The organism is Pectinatus frisingensis, assembly GCF_015732285.1.
GTDB classification, from domain to species: Bacteria; Bacillota; Negativicutes; order Selenomonadales; family Selenomonadaceae; genus Pectinatus; species Pectinatus frisingensis.
In genome coordinates this window covers 1-15,077 of record NZ_WIQU01000070.1, presented here as the reverse complement: position 1 = coordinate 15,077, position 15,077 = coordinate 1, and the positions used below count along the sequence as shown (strand labels likewise).

The 15,077-nt window shown below is 32.0% G+C and carries 13 protein-coding genes and 1 pseudogene; 8 read left to right on the top strand and 6 right to left on the bottom strand.

The window, feature by feature from the left end:
• Positions 1 to 9 precede the first annotated feature (9 nt).
• From I6751_RS13745 to I6751_RS13735, 3 genes are all read left to right on the top strand, one after another.
• The gene (locus I6751_RS13745; protein ID WP_196592349.1) at positions 10 to 288 is read left to right on the top strand and encodes a hypothetical protein; all 279 of its coding nucleotides are present in this window, start codon (positions 10 to 12) and stop codon (positions 286 to 288) included.
• A gap of 159 nt (positions 289 to 447) precedes the next feature.
• Positions 448 to 1,002, top strand: a complete 555-nt coding sequence (locus I6751_RS13740) for a hypothetical protein (protein WP_196592348.1) — start codon at positions 448 to 450, stop codon at positions 1,000 to 1,002.
• An 11-nt stretch (positions 1,003 to 1,013) separates the two neighbouring features.
• Entirely contained in the window at positions 1,014 to 2,555 is a 1,542-nt protein-coding gene (locus tag I6751_RS13735; RefSeq protein WP_196592347.1) for a type IV secretion system protein, read from the top strand.
• Between the two features lie 21 nt (positions 2,556 to 2,576).
• Here I6751_RS13735 and I6751_RS13730 read toward each other — a convergent pair whose 3' ends face one another.
• The 4 genes from I6751_RS13730 to I6751_RS13715 form a co-directional block, all read right to left on the bottom strand.
• Positions 2,577 to 2,744 carry a hypothetical protein gene (locus tag I6751_RS13730; RefSeq protein WP_196599130.1) on the bottom strand — a complete coding sequence of 56 codons (168 nt, stop codon included), beginning with the start codon at positions 2,742 to 2,744 and terminating at the stop codon, positions 2,577 to 2,579.
• 411 nt (positions 2,745 to 3,155) lie between these two features.
• On the bottom strand, positions 3,156 to 3,686 hold the full coding sequence (locus tag I6751_RS13725) for a hypothetical protein (RefSeq protein WP_196592345.1): 531 nt from the start codon (positions 3,684 to 3,686) through the stop codon (positions 3,156 to 3,158).
• A 75-nt stretch (positions 3,687 to 3,761) separates the two neighbouring features.
• Positions 3,762 to 4,169, bottom strand: a complete 408-nt coding sequence (locus tag I6751_RS13720; protein ID WP_196592344.1) for an ASCH domain-containing protein — start codon at positions 4,167 to 4,169, stop codon at positions 3,762 to 3,764.
• On the bottom strand, positions 4,147 to 5,190 hold the full coding sequence (locus tag I6751_RS13715) for a hypothetical protein (RefSeq protein ID WP_196592343.1): 1,044 nt from the start codon (positions 5,188 to 5,190) through the stop codon (positions 4,147 to 4,149). The genes I6751_RS13720 and I6751_RS13715 overlap by 23 nt, the downstream gene beginning before the upstream one ends.
• Positions 5,191 to 5,729: 539 nt before the next feature.
• Between I6751_RS13715 and I6751_RS13710 the strand changes: the two genes are divergently transcribed.
• Together I6751_RS13710 and I6751_RS13705 are read left to right on the top strand one after the other, a co-directional pair.
• Positions 5,730 to 7,097: a hypothetical protein gene (locus tag I6751_RS13710; protein ID WP_196592342.1), complete on the top strand. Its 1,368-nt coding sequence runs from the start codon at positions 5,730 to 5,732 to the stop codon at positions 7,095 to 7,097.
• A gap of 68 nt (positions 7,098 to 7,165) precedes the next feature.
• The gene (locus tag I6751_RS13705; protein WP_196592341.1) at positions 7,166 to 7,345 is read left to right on the top strand and encodes a hypothetical protein; all 180 of its coding nucleotides are present in this window, start codon (positions 7,166 to 7,168) and stop codon (positions 7,343 to 7,345) included.
• A 30-nt stretch (positions 7,346 to 7,375) separates the two neighbouring features.
• Here I6751_RS13705 and I6751_RS13700 read toward each other — a convergent pair whose 3' ends face one another.
• Positions 7,376 to 7,702 carry a hypothetical protein gene (locus tag I6751_RS13700; protein WP_196592340.1) on the bottom strand — a complete coding sequence of 109 codons (327 nt, stop codon included), beginning with the start codon at positions 7,700 to 7,702 and terminating at the stop codon, positions 7,376 to 7,378.
• Between the two features lie 117 nt (positions 7,703 to 7,819).
• On the opposite strand from I6751_RS13700, the gene I6751_RS13695 reads away from it, so the two are divergent.
• The 3 genes and pseudogenes from I6751_RS13695 (at position 7,820) to I6751_RS13680 (ending at position 14,470) form a co-directional block, all read left to right on the top strand.
• Entirely contained in the window at positions 7,820 to 10,417 is a 2,598-nt protein-coding gene (locus tag I6751_RS13695; protein WP_196592339.1) for an AAA domain-containing protein, read from the top strand.
• Between the two features lie 135 nt (positions 10,418 to 10,552).
• Positions 10,553 to 11,556, top strand: a pseudogene (locus I6751_RS13685) (DUF6765 family protein).
• Between the two features lie 115 nt (positions 11,557 to 11,671).
• Entirely contained in the window at positions 11,672 to 14,470 is a 2,799-nt protein-coding gene (locus I6751_RS13680) for an NACHT domain-containing protein (protein WP_196592337.1), read from the top strand.
• 98 nt (positions 14,471 to 14,568) lie between these two features.
• Here the strand turns inward: I6751_RS13680 and I6751_RS14165 are convergent, their stop codons facing one another.
• Entirely contained in the window at positions 14,569 to 15,024 is a 456-nt protein-coding gene (locus tag I6751_RS14165) for an integrase core domain-containing protein (RefSeq protein WP_196592336.1), read from the bottom strand.
• Positions 15,025 to 15,077: the final 53 nt, after the last annotated feature.

Here is a 15,077-nt window from a genome sequence, read left to right as displayed (position 1 = left end):
GTAATAACATTGGAAAGTAAAAAGATACACTGGATATTCAAGAGAAAAACACATGAAGGATTTGCTAACCTTACATCAGGAAAAATCGTTTTATGTAATGATTCAGGTGCCATCTTTGATTCTATATTACAAAAAGAACTAATAAAAGGAACGTCATTGAAGGATGTTTTCGACAAAATACCTGCAGATATAACGGACTTTGATTTTCATAATTTGCAAAACACAAGGGGGAATTTCCATGGTATGTTTAAAAAAGACAATTATCGGCGCGGGGATATGCATAGGTAGTTTATCTGCTGTCCTGGCAATGATACCAACTTCTCAAAACGCAGAGGCCAGTGTACTCGTAATAGATAAAAAAACATTGAAAAAGCAATAAAAACAGCAATAAATACCGCTAGCATACTTACAAATGAGCAAAAACAGCTGGCACTGCAAATACTAAATATGAAAACATTGGACTCTTCGACACTTCAGGCATTAATTAACAGTCAAACAGGACAAAAAAATACTATTTTAAATGAGCACGATGAAATCCTCGGAGCATTAGAAAAAAATAATTCTGTACCGGCATTCTGGCAACAGGAACTGGGCAGTGTGGAAAGTGTCCTAAATGGTAACGAAACATTATATGACTTTTATGCAAATAACCAAAAGCGTGCACAGGCACTGGATAAAACCAACGAAAGTGCGGCAGAAGCTGCCAAAAATGCCCAGATATTCAATGAAAACTTGATGGAAAACACATCTACAGCTTTAAATGACTCCAATAACGCAGAAGGCAACCTGCAGGCAGTGCAGGCAGGCAACGCTATCGCCGCTCAGCAGACTGCCGCGATTATTAACGGTAACGAATTACTTGCTCATCAAACAGCCATACAAGCTACAAACTTACAGCAGCAAAATATGGCACGTACAGAAGGAATGCAAATGGAAAAGAATGCGCAAGATGTCACATCAGCATGGGCAAATAGTATTACTGATGCAGATAGGTCGCAGTGAGAAGCAAATTGATGAAAAAATATCTGCCATATTTTTTATTCACAATAGCTTTTGTAATAATAGCACAAAATATAAGCTATGCAGCATCAAGTGAAGATTTGGCTGCCATGGGCGTTGGTACAGAGTTAGGCACATTTAACAGCACATTAACAACTATAGCGACAGGTATTGTAAAAGCTGGAAAAGCGATAGCAGTCATTATGACTGCTATCGCAGGAACCATGGTTGTACTTAATATTCAAGACGGTACAAAAACCGTATGGAATATAATACTTGGTATCGGACTTGCCTTAAATTTGGGTGGCTTTTTATTAGGCGTATGGGGTGATTATATGACCACATCATCCGTAGCAACGCATGTCACAAATTATAACTTTGACCTAAAAGACTCTGGGGCAGTGGACATTTTATCAGGATTCATGGATAATTACACACAAAATGTTATTATTCCAGGAGCCAAAGCAATCGTGCCAATATCTGTAAAATTGCTTCTAATACTGACATTAATAGACTCTTCATTAAAACTATCGCTAGATTTAATATCTGGGGATAAAGTTAAATTTTTGATTAAAGTTGCACTACAGTCTGGTTTTTATTTATTTTTAATAACAAATTGGCTTAGTGGGCTTGATCTAATGCAGGCTTTATCAAATGCTTTCGAAGGTATAGGTTTTCTTGCAGGTGGTACAGACGTCAACACAGTATTAAAACCCGATTCGATCGTCAATAATGCAATAGTAATGTTTAATGCTGTATGGAGCCATGCAAAATTCAGTCTTAGCAATATAGGTTTAACCATTATAAATCTTGTCAGTGTTATAGTCATTGTTGTTTGTCTTTTTCTTACTGCCATTGAAATGTTTATGGCTCGTATAGAATTTTATACCATGGCGCTTATTACAATACCGCTGTTAGCTTTTGGAGTATGTGATAAAACAAGATTTTTGAGTGAAAAAGCGATTGGTGCTATGTTTAACCTTGCCATTAAAGTATGTGTAATAGCTTTTATTTCAACTATGGCCTGTCCAATGCTCAAAGACTTTGCAGATAAATTTGAAACTGCATCACAAACAGCCGGATTTTTTACAAAAATAAATTATATCCTTCAGGCAGTTTTAATATGCGGCATACTGTTAATTATAACGTATAAAATCCCCAAATTAGTATCTGGTTTACTTGCAGGACAGCCATCATTAGGTGGAGCCGATATGACCAGAATGGCTATGAATGCTGCTTCGACTGCTGGTGGTGCTCCAGGTAAAATAGCCGGTGCTGTACGGGCTGCCAGCAACGCGGATGGCGGCGGCAATGCTATGGCAGAAGCGGCCATTAACACTGGGAACAAAATTCCAAGTCGTATGAGTCAGATGGGAGGTACAGCTGCTAATCTTGCCAGAATGGCCTATAGGCAAAATCCTGTAATCCAGTCATTTCAAAATACTGCCGGTAATTTAACAAGACAATTTACAAATAATAAGGATAATATGAATAAAGCAACCGTAGCTACTGTTGCAAAACAGAAAATTGAAGAATTGACCAGAAAACAAAAATAAGGTAAGCCGCTTTTAAGCGGCTTACCTTATTTTTTCTCTCATTTCTTCTGTTATAAATATTTTATTTTGACGACTTGCATAATTACGTTTTCGATTATTTACCCGTTCCACAAACTTTTCCCATATATCATCAGATACAAATTCGGTAAAAACATCTTCTAAATCAAATGTTCCAAAACTAGATATCAAATGACTACTGCACCCCATACGTTCATGTTTATCAGGACTTAAAGCAGCATTTAAATTAGGACTACCAACTGTAGGAATTAAATGACTTCCAATATTTGATATATAATGGGCATATTCTTTCCGAGCTTCTTTTTCCGGATCTTTTTTAAGAAAAACATTATCGTACCCCCTTGTTGTATATATTCATATAGTTGCATTATAGCACGCTTAATATGAGAATACTATAGCAGATAACGGTAGGTTATCCACAAAATTTAGGGGTGAAATATAAAGTTTAACGACCAAAATTATGATTATGTTTTGATGGAGTATCTGAATGCGATTGACTTCTAAAAGTTTAAAATTACAGCATCGATCAAGAACATTTCGATTAAGATAACCTTAGAGGGGAGAGACTTCTCCCCGATTAGGTTAAAATGTATGACCGTTCATATTATCAGCATATTCAACCCCAAAAAGTTGTTTATAAATCATTTTAAACGCAAAATACTGATATGGATGCCACCGACCTATGTATGCAGAATAGGAAAGTTTTTCAACTTCATTATAATAATAGGCTGGAATTGTAATCCATTTTTGTGTCTTATCGTCATAATATTGTGGAAGACTTTTTCCATCTTTTTTTTGTCTGAAATATATTGTATCAGTTTTTTGGACAGTTTCCGGAAGAAATTGGACATTAGTATTAACATAACAAGCAGCAAATTCATATGAATCTTTTGTATTACTGACAAATGTACATGAACTCAAATCAAGATATTCTCTATATCCATGGTAGACATAAACCATTGGATAATTCGCATCATCATTAAAATAAGGAATGTCATTATTAGATACAGCTTCACCATAATACCCCACAGCTTGAACCCTTGTGATCGCTTGTGGTGTTGTTACAAAGAAAACAGTCAACAAGGAAAAGACTAAGTATAATTTTTTTACCATAAAATCATTCCTTATGAATTATTTGTTATAAGAACATATTTTTCATAGAAAATAAAAATAATACTTCCTGAGATTTTAGTTGGCGATCCCCAAAATTTGAGAATAAGTAATTTCATCAATATATCGATATGATTGAGGTGCCACAAAATTGTCCATAGTCCTTTTAGGATCAACAGGTGTATTATATTGTTGAAATTTATTTATTTTTATAGCACATCCAGTAGATCTGTTTTTAAAGTAATCTAAAAAGAATTTTTTTGATATACCAGCATATTCTTTTGTTATTGCCCATAGATTTACAGGTTTTTCTTCCAATATTTCTTCAACAGTAAATTCACCTATGATCTTGCCTATTGGCATACAAGAATAAATAATAACCGTATCGACGTCCTGCTTAAAAAGTTTTTTTCTAAATTCATATTTTTTTTCGCCTGTTAGAATTTTGTCAACAAAACAAGGTTTAATGGACAATAAGATTTTCAAATACTCCACCTGCTTTTATAATATTTATAAATTGAGAATCTGTTAATTTCATAAATCCCCAATAGCCCTTTATTCCGAATTTATCAATTAGATCTCCATTAATAATACGTCTGCTAAATGCCGCATTATATACCATTTTTATGACAAAAAACTGATTATTATCCATATAATATTTTTCTAAATAGTTTTTACTAAATATACTGTGTTTTCGACAATAGTCATAAAAAGTAGTAAAATTAGGAAATTCATTTTTCTTCTTGCATGCTTCTACTGTACATACAGAAGTTACAACTGCTGAATATCTTGCGGGTCTAATACCATCTCCTGTACGATATATAAGAAATATATCACTTGGTTTTACTATCCCAACTTGTGACATTTTGCAAATATATATTTTAGTAATTGAATTTGTATATGATACATCATCTAAAATATTTACCGACTCATTATGTAATATTGAATCTGGAAACATTTTTGAATGAAATTGGGGATAAATTCCCAAAAGATATTTATTGGTATTTGAACTTGCATTAATTCTTGGATAATCTAAGTAAACATCATTTGCCAAATACCCCCTTAGATTTTTTACAAAAATATGCTCATTTCTGTCATTTAATGCGACATCGTAAAATCCATATTTTTGGAATAACATCAACAAGGTGTCTTGTTTGGGAAAGGCTGTTAGATAACAAATATCAGCATTATTTATTATCGCTAGATCTAATGATTTTTTTACAAAACGTTCTCCTAATTTTGTACCATGAGCATTTATCTTAAAAGTAGCTATTTTAAAAATTTTATTAGCTCTGATAGGAGGATTTGCTCCGTCTATACTTCCTGATTCCATTTTATAAACCAATAACCCATTTAATTTCCCATCATTTATTTGTACTAATGCAGTTCTATCCCCCTTTTCTGAAAACCACTTTTCAAATTTTGGGTAATCAGCTTTTAAACTGTCAAAAAAAGGATCATTGATATCTAATTCTTTTAATTTGAGAAAACTTAAGTAATCACTCATCTCCGATCATCTCCCGATATGATATCCTTTAATATATTATATTTTTAAAATACATATACCTTCATTTTATATTATTTTATTATAAATTTTATAAAGTCAGTATTGAGAGATATTTTGAAATGGTGTTGATACAGAGTGATATGTATATAATTTTATCTGATATTCAAAATTGATAAAATTATTATTTTGGCATCAAATACAAGACGGAATAATGCAGGAGAAATAGTAAATATAACAGGTCTATGAAATGTAGGTAATCACTCTTACAAAATGTTCAGAAAAATGCAAAGTGTTGCCAATTAAAAACAGAATGTTTAAGTGAAGATATTTATGGCTATGATGATACTAGCAGAAGTATTATTACAGGCTAACATTTTATATATGTTATAATTTATGAGATAACATAATTTACTATAGAATCTTTTTTTCAATAAGTAACTAATAGTTATAATAACAGCTCAGCGTGGCATATTGCGCACATTTGATATGGTAAATTATTTTATTTATTATTTTGTAGATATGAAAAGTGAGTGATGATATTGACTAGCCTAAATGTAAAAGATTATATTGGGAAAAATGTTGAAATAGATTGCAAGAAAATTAAATTAACATTTGAAAATAGCATTGTAGATGATTTACCTTTATTTGAAGGTCCTGGAACTATCAAATTGGAAAAGACAGGTAAGATTAAGTACAAACTTTTTAATAAAATCCCAGTAGATCAAAAAATATTTTCTTATTTGAAATCAAAGGACGATCCGAATACAGATATTAAAGCTATAGCATGCCGAGTTGAAGCAGAATCGTATAGCGGAATTAAATGGACTGGTTCTTTTAATATACCAGAGGTTAAAACATATTCAGGATCATCTAATATATTGATAACTGGATTATTTGATCAATTAAGTACTTTTACAACCCATAAAGGAAAAAGGGAAAAACCATCGAGTGAAGTATTTTTCTTTGATTGCGCTGACTTGCCATATGAAGATAATCTTAAAATCACGGCCTCAAGAGGAGACGATATTGTTTTTATAAAACATAGATATGATCATCAGATTATTAATCTTGATGGTGAAGAGATATCTTTTACAAAGGATACAGATGAGTTGTATTTACAGGTAACGGCAACACATACATCGGAGTATTCATCCTATATGGAGAATTGGCTTGTAGAGGCCTTAAGTGTAAGCATAGGTAAAACTATGTATCCAAGAATTGTTATACGTCACAACGAAGATAGTGATATAATTTTTATACGTTATATACCGGATAATAGCCCTACAATGATGATGGCAGCATTTCCAACTTATTCGGTAAAAGAAAAAGAATTTTGGAAATTCTTTTGTGCGTATTTAAAAAAAGTCAAAGAGATACACAAATGGGAAAATTTAAATTTAACAACTGGATTTTACGAAACGTGTTTGGCAGGAAGAGGAACTTTACAAAATTTCTTGACGTCTTTGTCGGTTTATATTGAAAACTGTATTTCATTTGTATTTGATGGAGAAGAAGATGAAATAAATAAAGAAAGCATACAATTGCTTGTTGATGCTGTGAAAAAGTGTGAGATACCGTCAGAAGACAATGAGATAAAACAACGCGCACTGGGATTATTATCAATGTTAAATAGTCCTGCTACGGCTAAAAGAATGAAGAAGCTAAAGGATGATGGGGTGATTACAGAAGAACAAGTACGCGCATGGCAAAAAGTTCGACCAAAGTTAGCTCATGGAAATGTACTTACTCCTGGTCAAGGAGAAGAATTTTTTAAATATAAAAACCATCTAATATGTATGATGTATAGATTGATATTTAAAATAGTCAACTATAGCGGATTTGCTCTCGAATATATAGAAAAGAATAAAAGCTTTAAATATGTAGAATTTAAGAAAAACAAAAGTTAAAATGCAGAAGGTGGTGGGAATTCTATTGCATCAGCGGCCATTATACCGGAAACAAGGTTCCAAGCCGCATGAGTCAGATGGAAGGTACAGCTGCCAACCTTGCCAAGATGGCATATAGGCAAAACCCTGTATCCCAGTCATTTCAGAATACTGCCGGTAATTTAAGAGGACAGGCAGTAAATCATAGAGAAAATATGAATAAAGCTACTGTCGCTAAGAAAAAAATTGAAGAATTAACGAAGAAATAAAAAAACAAGATAAGCTGCTTAAAAAGCAGCTTATCTTGTTTTTTCTCTCATTTCTTTTGTTATATATATTTTATTATACCGGTTGGCATAATTGCGTTTTTGAGTATTTACCCGTTCCACAAATTTTTCCCATACTTCGTCAGAGCTAAACTCAGTGAATACATCTACCAAGTCATCCGTTCCGAAACTAGATATCAAATGATTGTCACATTTCATACGTTCATGTGCATCGGAGCTTAAGGCGGTATTTAAATCACTACTACCAACTGTATGAATTAAATGATCCTCGATATGTCCTATGTAATGAGCATATTCTTTCCGAGCTTCTTTTTCCGGATCTTTTTTTGAGAATAGCATTATCGTACCCCCTTGTTGTATATATTCATATAGTTGCATTATAGCACGCTGGACATGAGAATGCTATAATTGTACAATAAACAAGTATATATGTTATACAAAATCGGAGGAGCAATAATGAATACGGATGAATATTTGATTATATGTAATGGTAAAAATAAAACCGCTGAAATAGAATCATGTATGTATAATCCTGAAACTAATAAATATGATGTTGTTTTTACTAATAACAAAAACAAGAAGATATATTCGTATGATTGTAAATCTATCAAGATCACACATTCGTGTCTCAAGGATAATGATATTAAGAATTGCATGGACTATTTGAAAGAGTTGGCTGCAATTAATGAACTTAAAAATGACGATGGAAAAATATTATTACAGCAACAATATGAAAAGCTTGATTTTGTTAACGATGATACTGTGATGCCCATTTATTTAAATCCTGATAAATATAAAATTAAAACCTATGATAAATCAGAGCTTATCTTTCCTTTCGGTGGTAACACCAGTCAATTTAAGGCAGTAGAAAGAGCTTTAGCCAATCAAATAAGTGTGATTCAGGGACCTCCCGGTACCGGTAAAACACAAACAATTCTCAATATCATTGCTAATTTACTTATAAGAGGAAAGACTATTCAAATAGTTTCTAATAATAATTCTGCAATAGAAAATGTATTAGAAAAATTATCTTCTTCTAAATATAACATGGAGTTTATAGTAGCTCTTTTGGGTAATTCCCATAATAAAAAAGCTTTTTTAGAAAACCAAACAGGAGAATATCCGGATTTATCCAATTGGCAGATAAATGCTGACATTCAGGTTGAAATGAAAAATGACATAAAAACTCTTATTAAAGAAATGACTAATATATTTAAACAGCAAGAAGAATTAGTCAGCCTTCAGCATGAATTAAATTCACTAAATCTGGAAATAAAATATTTTAAACAATACTGCACTGAAACAGGATTTACTTGTGGAGACATTAAGCCGCGTAGCACCTTAAAATCAGCAACATTAATGAAACTTTGGCAGGAATGTGACAGATTTGCTGAAAAAGATCGTGGCGTTTCTCTTTGGTTTAAAATTAAAAGTGTCTTTATATATAGGATTGCAACATGGAAATTTTATAAAAAAAATTTGGCAAATATTATTACCCTTTTTCAAACTTTATTTTATACAGCCAGGCAGGCAGAATTAAATGCCAGAATCAAGTATTTGGAAAATACCCTTGCCGATTTTAATGCCAAAGAAAAAATGACCAAGCTTACAGATTTGTCCCTAGGCTATTTAAAAGCTAAATTATTTGAAAAATACACCAACAATTCTGAAACTGAACGCAAAGTATTTACCGATGAAGATTTATGGAAATCGGCTGGCAATATAGTAGAAGAATATCCTGTTATTTTGAGTACTACCTTTTCATCTCGCAGTTCATTAAATGGTGTAATATATGATTATCTCATTATGGATGAATCATCTCAAGTGGATATAGCTACAGGAGCATTAGCATTATCATGCGCTAAAAATGCAGTTATTGTAGGTGACTTGAAACAATTGCCCAATGTGGCTACAAATTACATAAAAAAACAAAGCAGCATTATTTTTAACAAATATACTTTACCTGATGGTTACTCCTTTTCTAATAGTTTTTTGAAATCAATATGTATTCTTTTTCCAGATATAGCACAAACATTATTAAAGGAACACTATCGCTGCCATCCTAAAATTATTGGTTTTTGCAATCAAAAATTTTACAATAACAAACTTATTATTATGACACAGGATCGCGGAGAAAAAAATGTATTATCAGCTTATCAGACCGTTATTGGAAATCATTGCAGAGAACATTTCAACCAACGTGAAATAGATGTAATCAAAAATGAAACCCTGCCTTCTTTAAAAGATGAAAACACTAATTTAAACGATATTGGAATAATTGCCCCTTATAAAGATCAAGTATCTACAATTGCGGGGCAATTAGATACAGATGAGATTGAAGTACATACAGTACATAAATTTCAAGGCAGGGAAAAAGACACTATTGTGCTCACCACAGTAGATAATATAGTTACTGATTTTTCAGATGATCCCTATCTTTTAAATGTCGCAATTTCCCGTGCCAAAAACAAATTTTGTCTTGTTACTTCAGGTAATGATCAGCCGTTAGACAGCAATATAGGTGATTTATTAGCTTATATAAAATATAATAATTTTGAAATTATAAAAAGTGAAATTTATTCGATATTTGATTTACTATATCAACAATATACTGCTGCAAGATTAGAATTTTTGCAAAAACATTTAACTGTTTCTGAATATGAATCGGAAAATATAATGTATGGCAAAATTGTAGATGTATTACATGATCGACCTCAATTAGCTTTGACCGTAAATTGCCATCAGCCATTAAATATGTTAATTAGAAATACTGATCGCCTGAACGAGGAAGAATCTCATTATGTTTCCAATATGTGGACTCATGTAGATTTTCTGATCTATAACAGCATAAGAAAAGAACCGGTTTTTGCAATAGAAGTAGACGGCTTTCATTATCATAAAATTGGTACACCTCAATATAAACGAGATCTAATGAAAGATCACATTCTAAGTCTGTATAATATTCCTCTCTTACGTTTTGCAACAAACGGAAGCAGTGAAATAGAAAAAATTGAGCAGGCGCTGGATGAATATGCAATGAAAGTTAGTGAATAAATTCTGCAGGTAGTAAAAGAATTTTGTTTATTACGATTCAGAGAATAAAGGTAAAGGTCACTATCACGGAGAAAGAACTTAGACATTAAATAGGATACAATTGATTCATAAATTATATAAAAAGAAGGCAATAATATGGATATTGATTTTCATTTTGGAACAATTTATGTATTATCTCGTTGGGCAGGTTTTAATGAAGAGAATTCAAAGATTATTGCAACAAGTTCGCAGTTTGTTGATGACAATATGGACGAAAATCCGATTAAAAAACTGATTTATACAAAAGATGCAGCTAAATATGATAATGATGATGACATCATAAAAAGATATTCAGGACACGCTAGGTGGCAAGATTTAAGCGATGAAGGAAATAAACATGTTTGGGTGCCATATCATTTTTTGCCAAGTTTAGAAGGAAATACTGAAGAAGAAAAACCATATGTAAAAAAAATAGTACTACAGCCAATGAATTAGCATTATTAATTTCTGACAGCACCTTAGAGAATAATAACTTATTTAAATTGGGGATTGGATTACATGTGTACGCTGATACATGGGCCCATCAGGAGTTTTCTGGTATAACGGATAGGGATAATAATATTATTCATAATATTGAAGTTATAGTACCAGAAATGGATGAGTTAGAAAAAAATGAAGATGGGACACTTTCTGAAGTATTAGATAAGGTTAAACCATTAGGACATGGCAGTGCAGTCCATTTTCCGGATAGACCATATATAAAATGGAAATCAGACGAGAAATTTTCTGAAGGAAGAGCTAATTGGGACGAATTTATGGAAGCAGCGCAACAAATATATAATGTTCTACTGAAATATAATAAGGGTAAAGCAGAAATTTTTTCTGTATATCAAAGAGATGTATTATTAGATCGGTTTAAGAGTACAATGAATGAAGATTGTGAGCAGCGCAATGAGGATTGGATGAAATATGTTAAAAATCCAGATAATTATTTTGGGATAACAGAACTATCTGATAATGATAAGAAAATTAGTTACGATAAAAATTTAATTTTGGATAATAAAGATAATAGAATAAATTTTTATAAGGCACTAGATGAACATTATAATTGGGTAAAGGATAAATTGCGGAAAGCTCAAGTTAGTATATTAGAAGATTAAAAGAGCAACTAAATGGGACATCAATTGGTAATAATTGATGATCCATTTTAGTTGAGTGCAAAAGTGTCAGAGATAGATGACAACAATTTATGCTACTATAAGAGAGGTTGTAACTATGTATGATATAGGACAAATTATGCAATTACTTAATGGTGCATTTTCAAATATGATTGTACAAAATTTTCTAATTAATTTGGGATCTAGTGCAGTATGGGACGGTTTAAAAAAAATAGCCAAAGGGCACCACTGCGACCCAAATTTAGGATCGCAAACATGGGATGTACTTAGGAATACCATGCAGCAGTTTTATGAATATAAAGAATATGAGTATGACGAAGAAATCGTTATGAGAAATTTTTGTGGGCAATACAATATACACGATGGAATATCAACTGAAACTAACTTCCGAGCTATTCTCGAGAAAACAATTTGTATCACACTAACAGATGAAGACTATAGAAAATGGCTTAATTTCTTTTGCGAAAATTGTTTTAACAATCAACTCCTTTTTAATAAGATTCAGCTTAATGAAGGATTTAAAAATAAAACATTTTCAGACCGAGATTTAGTGTTTCAGAGACTAGAAGCAAAACTACTTAGATACGCTGACTCTAAAGAATGCGAGACAGAATATTGCTTAAGACTAGACTCAGTGTTTGAACAGCTTGATCTGCTGTTTAATAACTCTTGGAAAGAAGAAGTGTTGCATTTAATCACCAGATTACCACATGAACAATATAACCAAGATGAAATTAACAAGAAACTATCGTTTATCCATTCAAACGAAGATTGTGATGATGTTTTGGTTCAAATTAAGGAACTCTTAGATCTATACGATTTTGAAAAAGCAAAGTCTGAAAATAAAAGCGAAATCAGAGAACTGCTTAAATATCCACATTATTACAAAGTGTTAGTTGTTACTGGAACAACTGGATCTGGAAAAACCTTCTTTGTAAATAGATACATAAAATATTGCTTAGAAAAATTGAAAACCAGAGCCATTAGCATTATTCCGTATGTTGTTGATATAAGCAAAGTTGTAAGTATTTCTAATCTTGAGCAATTGCTTCTTGCTGAGATGGAGGATTTATTCGGTAAGTCTGTACAGTCTCTTGAGGATGCTTCAAAATTGTTAAGCCATCTCCCAATAAAAATATGCTTTGTTATTGAAAATATTCATTTAATTATTGATGAAAAATCAAAGTGGTGTAGCTTAGTTTCTTCTATTAATAGATTTTCACGATATGAGTCATTCAAGTGGTTATTAACTATCAATGGGTATGAGTACTATGCTTTAGAAGATACACCAAAGTTTTTGCAACGATACTGTATTGAAAAGAATTTTCTGTTAATGATAAGTAAAAAAAGTCCAGCTATTTTTCAGCACGCAATAAATATGGATGAACTTAACAAGGAATGGCATGTTGTTGAAACAATACTTCAGAAAACACTTTCTGGACATATTAATAACACTTATGTTGATGTCAACAAAGGAATCACAACTCCACTTGAGGCATTATACTTCGGAGAATGTATTATAGGAGAAGAATTAGTTTCATTTCCTTCGACATATTATGAATTCATTAAAAAAATCGTCGGTTGGAAAGCAAGGGAACTTGCAGATTGTAGTTCCACTGATGTTCAATCTACTGTATTAGCAATTGCTGACTGTATAATGGAAAAGTTAAATTGTGTGATTAAGGATTCAGAATTAAATAAATCAGATTTAAGATGCTTAAGATCTGTCCAATTATTATCATCTACTATTACAATCTGCAGGGACATCTTTTCTGTTTCACAGGCATTTCAACAAATTTCTTATAGAATTAGAGTCTTACCTTATTGGGCTGCAATAATGGTTGGAAATTGCTTTTGCTCCAAAGAGTTCAAAGTGAAAAGCATAACCGGTTATCCATCGGAATTGAAGGAATGGCTTATTCCTTGCTATATTTTCTATAATGCACAAAATGAAAATGAATTACTTAATTTATTCCCTGTTTTGAAAGAATCATCATTGTTGGAATATGCTTTGTTTTGTTCCCAAAGAGATTCTTCGGTATTTAGTAGGGCACTTTACAACTTTATTATTAATAATATTGACTATATTACAAACAGCAAAAGATGTTATTCCGTATTTTACTTTGTGTTCTATTGTCCGTTAAAAATCTCTCAAAAGTTCAAATTGCTTATCTCTATAGCTGAGAAAGTTAAAGAGTTTAATCTGCTGTATTTATACAGTCGGGTGTTTGAATCCATAGTCCATACTTCGGGAAAGTTAAAACAGTTGAAGAAAAATATGCTGGAGTTAGCACCTTGTGATGTTTCGGATATTAACTTTATCAATGGATACGAAGCTGGAAAAGTTTTTATGCACTTATCGAAGAAAGAAGTAAAAAGCTTTGATATAGTGATAAAGGATATAATTGCTTATATTTACGAACATGAATCCATACTTGAAATAATCAAAAATGGCAACAATAACAGTTATTTTGATTTCTTTATTAGAAAATGTATGGAAATCTATTTGTATTCGACAATAAAAGATTTAAGGACGGTTTATTGTGATTTTGAAGAGTACTTTAAAAATAAGCAACCCGTTGGAGCCTATATAAAAAGGAATTTAACTTGTGCGGCGGGAAACCTATTTTCTTCACATGGAAAGCATCCGAGTGGATTCGATGAAGAATATATAGGATTGGTAGCTTATTTTGCAGGAAAAAAGGAATACTACGAAAAAGCGACGGCGTGGTTTTTGATAAAAAATAGTATCTCTGAGAAAGAAGATAAACTGGATAAAAGATTATATAATATTTTATCAGAATTAGTTAGTGATGAAAAAATATTGGCATTATACGAAAAGGAAGGAAGTACATTTCTTTCTGAAAAATTAGAGCCTATGAAAAAATCTCTGTAAACAAACTTCCACTCAAAGTCATAAGGTCTTCTATGGTAGAATCTAATCATAGGATGGTACTATGTCAAGAAAAAGTACAAGTTAAAACGAAAAAATTGTTACCCAAATTTTACCAAGCTTAATACGTGACGTTTTTGCCTTAAAAAATATTCTTGTTCATATTGATTTGGCGACTTGTATCCGCAATAACTGTGAATTCGTACGGTATTGTAAAAGGTTTCTATATATTCAAAGACAAGCTTATATGCGTGGTCATAATCCATTATTCTAAAGCGATTTAACCACTCTCGCTTGATCAGAGAATGAAATGACTCAATGCATGCATTGTCCCAGGGATAGGCCTTTTTCGAATAGCTGGTTTGCATCTTTTGAGTTGCTTTGCGGTATTCTGAAGAGACATATTGACTACCCCTATCGCTATGAATGATTAGTGGCTGGCTCAGCTTTCTAGCGGATTTTGCTTTGTTAATGGTATTAATTACGCATGATACCTCAAGTGTTGTTGATAGGGTCCAAGCGATGATTTTACTGGTGCTAGCATATAAATAGAGCAAAACAAAATGAGAAATTTCCTAAAAAATATTAAAATAAAATTACAGTATAGGAG

Coding starts and splice junctions, on each gene's coding strand:
- I6751_RS13740 (WP_196592348.1), top strand. CDS start 448: ATGAAAACATTGGACTCTTCGACACTTCAGGCATTAATTAACAGTCAA.
- I6751_RS13735 (WP_196592347.1), top strand. CDS start 1,014: ATGAAAAAATATCTGCCATATTTTTTATTCACAATAGCTTTTGTAATA.
- I6751_RS13725 (WP_196592345.1), bottom strand. CDS start 3,686: ATGGTAAAAAAATTATACTTAGTCTTTTCCTTGTTGACTGTTTTCTTT.
- I6751_RS13715 (WP_196592343.1), bottom strand. CDS start 5,190: ATGAGTGATTACTTAAGTTTTCTCAAATTAAAAGAATTAGATATCAAT.
- I6751_RS13705 (WP_196592341.1), top strand. CDS start 7,166: ATGAGTCAGATGGAAGGTACAGCTGCCAACCTTGCCAAGATGGCATAT.
- I6751_RS13700 (WP_196592340.1), bottom strand. CDS start 7,702: ATGCTATTCTCAAAAAAAGATCCGGAAAAAGAAGCTCGGAAAGAATAT.
- I6751_RS13695 (WP_196592339.1), top strand. CDS start 7,820: ATGAATACGGATGAATATTTGATTATATGTAATGGTAAAAATAAAACC.
- I6751_RS13680 (WP_196592337.1), top strand. CDS start 11,672: ATGTATGATATAGGACAAATTATGCAATTACTTAATGGTGCATTTTCA.